General features: G+C 47.3%; 3 protein-coding genes. All 3 read left to right on the forward strand.

The window, feature by feature from the left end; genetic code table 11:
* The first annotated feature begins 234 nt into the window (after positions 1 to 234).
* Positions 235 to 537 carry a hypothetical protein gene (locus KDK15_RS00830; RefSeq protein WP_257293466.1) on the forward strand — a complete coding sequence of 101 codons (303 nt, stop codon included), beginning with the start codon at positions 235 to 237 and terminating at the stop codon, positions 535 to 537.
* Positions 538 to 900: 363 nt separating this feature from the next.
* Complete coding sequence (gene rhlB / locus KDK15_RS00835; protein ID WP_306800187.1) at positions 901 to 2,307, forward strand: ATP-dependent RNA helicase RhlB; 1,407 nt, start codon at positions 901 to 903, stop codon at positions 2,305 to 2,307.
* Positions 2,308 to 2,583: 276 nt separating this feature from the next.
* Positions 2,584 to 3,987, forward strand: coding sequence for a PhoH family protein (locus KDK15_RS00840; protein WP_257293467.1), 1,404 nt, complete (start codon positions 2,584 to 2,586; stop codon positions 3,985 to 3,987).
* Positions 3,988 to 4,262: the final 275 nt, after the last annotated feature.

Here is a 4,262-nt window from a genome sequence, read left to right on the forward strand (position 1 = left end):
CCTTGCCCAGCTGTCCAAAATGACTTGCTCGCTATCATATTTAGAAGGCGGAATTTGTATAACGGCAAGAAAGAGGGCGTTCAGTGGCTAATAAAGAGCGCCTGCTATTTCCGGCCTGATCAAACAACTGATTGAAATAGAAAAATAAAATCCTTCCTACCCCACCAATGTCTAACTTCCAAACACGGCATATCTACCTATTATTTAATTTTAGCCAGATGATGGGTGACAACTATGAGTTCTTGTCCAATATCTAACTTTATCGGTAATCGCTGCATGCCAGACCCCGTGAAAGCGGAGTCTATTGCGACAAAAAATCAGAATTTTGCTGAAGAAGCCAGCTTTTTCGCCGCTTTGTTCAAACATCTCACGGTAAGACCAGTGCCTGACCCTGCCCTGGTCATGGTTCTTGATAAGCAGTGGCGTGAAAGGAAAAAAAGACAGGTGTCTAAGAAAGGCAAGTCTGAACAACTGTGGCTGGGCAAGCGATCGGAGGATGAGCCACCTGGCGAGTGGGGCAAATTTGAGGAAGTCTGACCTGACCAAATTAATTCCTCTGCGTCCCATGCAGCCATGTCACAATTTCCACTATGTCGCCGGATTTGCCTGGTGGAAAGACACTATTCCCATGATCCGCGCGAATCCGTCCAGTTCGTTTGATTTGTCCCTTAAATCGGCGCGATAATACGCCATATCATTTACCGTGAAGATCCTCTCAAGTTTCTCTCACGCTTTACCATACCCACTCCCACCGAAAAGTGGGCATGGTATTAACCAGCTAACTTCTTCCTCGCCCATCTCTGCGACGATCAGGATAAAGATTGTATCCTTATAGCTGGCTCACCCGGCTGCCAATAGGTAAAGCCATTGTTCAGGACTGAAAGGAACGAGATTAAGGCATTGAGTGGTTTTCTAGGATTTTTTAAGAAAAGAAGCGCGAGTAAAGACGCTTCCCATGAAAAAGGGAAGAAAGCGCTTTCTGGCAGCAAAAAACAGGCTTCGCATTCCAGAAACAACGTCAAATCATCAAAGCGTCCGAAGCGGACAAACAGCCGAAAGTCTGGCCGCCCTGCTCCGACACAGGAAAACTGGAATATTGACCAGTTTCAGGTAGCTCCTGACCCCGAAAAGACCCGTTTTCATGATTTTGCGCTGCCCAGCGAGCTGATGCATGCAATCGCTGACCAGGGCTTCAAGTACTGCACACCTATTCAGTCAGAGGTGCTGGGTAGCACTCTGGCGGGTCGGGATGCGATCGGCAAGGCTCAGACGGGAACCGGTAAAACGGCAGCATTTCTGATCAGCACGATCAAGCAGCTAATTGACACTCCGGCACCGGATACGCGCTACCTGGGAGAGCCACGGGCTGTCATTATCGCCCCTACACGGGAACTGGCTTTACAGATTGGTAAGGACGCTGAAGCCCTGACCCGGTACCTTCCCCTGCACGTTGTTACCGTTGTGGGTGGTATGGATTATGAGAAACAGCGTAAACGTATCGGCGAAAATTATGTGGATATTCTCGTTGCAACGCCCGGGCGCCTGCTGGACTACTGTGAGCGTAAAGACCTGTTTCTGGATCTTGTTGAAGTCATGGTTATCGACGAAGCGGATCGCATGCTGGACATGGGCTTTATCCCGCAGGTACGGCGTATTATCCGCATGACACCAAGGCCGGGAGACCGTCAGACGCTGCTATTCTCGGCAACATTCACTGATGATGTATTAAGGCTTGGAGAACAGTGGACCTGGAACCCGGTAAAAGTTGAGATAGAGCCTGACAGTGTTGCCACCGACACGGTGGAGCAAAAGGTTTACATTCTCTCATCTGAACAGAAGTTTCCCCTGCTGGTAAACCTGATTAACCATCATCAGCTGGAAAAAGTCATTGTTTTCACCAATCGCAGGGACCAAACCCGAAAACTGACCGAACAGCTGCAAAAGGCTGGGATCAAGGCAGACCAAATCTCTGGCGAGGTTCCCCAGAACAAGCGCCTCAGGACTCTGGAAAATTTTCGCTCCGGAAAAATTTCAGTACTGGTGGCTACCGATGTTGCTGGCCGGGGCATCCACATTGACGGAATCAGCCATGTTATCAACTACAACTTGCCTGAAGATCCTGATGACTACGTCCACAGGATTGGCAGAACCGGGAGAGCGGGGGCGAGCGGAACCAGCATCAGCTTTGCCTGTGAAGATGATTCGTTTCTGATTCCTGATCTTGAAGCGCTGCTGGGGGATAAACTGAAGAAGGACTACCCACCGGAACAGCTTCTTGTTGATCCCAGAAACAGTAAACGTCATTAATGGCTGTGCAGGCGAACTCTAACGATTCGCCTGCTGACAAATACCGCATGGGAGAGAACAGTAATAATTAAAAGAAATATCAATCAAAAAAACAGTAAAATTTTTATAAAAAAATACGATATATCCTTTCAAGCATAAGAGTAAAACACATCAACTTAAACCCTTTAGGAGGAAAAAATTTTTTTTTATTCTTCATCGAAATTTAGCCTTGCCGGATTAAATCTTTTCGATAAGAATCAACTATGAGTAACCCAAAAACAGACAAGGGAGCTGCCTATGGGACATGCCCTGGAAACCAGGCCAGAAAACTCACCCACAACAACCACCTACATACTGGACAGTAACGTCCTTATTCACGACCCTAACTCTATCCTCAACTTTGAAGAACATCAGGTACTAATTCCCATCACAGTTCTGGAAGAACTGGACAAACTCAAGAACGGCAAGCAAACCATAGCTGCTGACTGCCGTCAGGCCATACGACTGATTGATAACATTCTGGGTACAGCAACACCTGTGGAGATAGAGCAGGGAGTCCCTATCCAGAGAAGCCACAACAATGAAACATCCGGCACGCTCTCCATCATGATGAGTCATGCCGACGATAAAATCACCACACTCCCCAGCAGTAATAACGATAACCAGATAATTAACGACATCTGTCAGTATCAGAAAGCCCATTCGGAGCGGCAGTTCATACTGGTAACCAAAGACATTAATATGCGCCTCAAAGCCAGGGGCTGCGGAATTCTTACCGAAGACTATCACAGTGATCAGCTGGTCAGTGATATTGGCTTACTGACCAAAGGATATATCCATTATGAGGGCAACTTCTGGGACCGGGTAAATGAAGTAAAAACCAAGCAACTGGATGGTAAAACCATTCACACCCTGAATAAAAACGAGTTTGCCGAAGAGTTGTATCTCAACAAGTTTCTTTTAGACGACCAGGGGTTTGTAGCAAAAGTCATTGATCTATCAGACGACCAGGTAAGCCTTCAACACTACAGCAGAGAGAGCCTGATGCATCAGGAAGCCTGGGGGTTGAGACCATTGAACATCAATCAGGCCATGGCCCTGAATCTGCTGCTTGACCCGGATGTAGATCTGGTTAATCTCAATGGTGCCGCCGGTTCTGGCAAGACCATTCTGGCCCTGGCAGCCGCCATTGAAATGACCATTGCCACCAAACAGTACCGGAGAATTATTGCCACACGTTCAACCCGGGGGTTGGATGAAGATATTGGCTTCCTGCCAGGTACCGAGGCTGAAAAGATGGAACCCTGGCTGGGCGCCATTACCGATAACCTGGAAGCGCTGCACAATGATGACGAGTCCACCAACAGCAGCGTGGAGTACATACTCGACCGGGTACCGCTGCATTTCAAATCCCTGAATTACATCCGTGGCAGGAGTTTCCAACAGAGTCTGATTATCATTGATGAATGCCAGAATCTCACTCCCCACCAGATAAAAACCATCATCACCCGCGCCGGTGTCGGCAGTAAAGTGATCTGCCTTGGCAACCTGGCCCAGATCGACACCCCTTATCTGGCAGCCACCAGCTCCGGCTTAACCTATATGACTGAGCGCCTGAAGCATTTCCCCCATGGAGGTTCAATGCAGCTTCAGGGTGTACCAAGGTCACCACTGGCAGCGTATGCTGAAACCCATCTGTAATTCATTCATCGCCATCACTTCAAAGCCCCGGAACTTAACAACCGGGGCTTTCTATTTCCTGAATCCATAAGATTTTGATTACACCGGAAGATTTTTAACAATTTAATATAAGCTGATTGCTGTTTATTATCTTATTTATGAAAGTTGAGATAACGATTGAAAAATATGTATGTGCTCAAAAAGTACTGGCAAATATAAAGCACCATAGTACATCAGCTTTGTATATAAGCCCTGTGACTTTATGGAACGATGGTTTACCAGTACTTTTTGAGAAG

The organism is Endozoicomonas sp. YOMI1, assembly GCF_024606345.1.
Lineage (GTDB): Bacteria > Pseudomonadota > Gammaproteobacteria > Pseudomonadales > Endozoicomonadaceae > Endozoicomonas.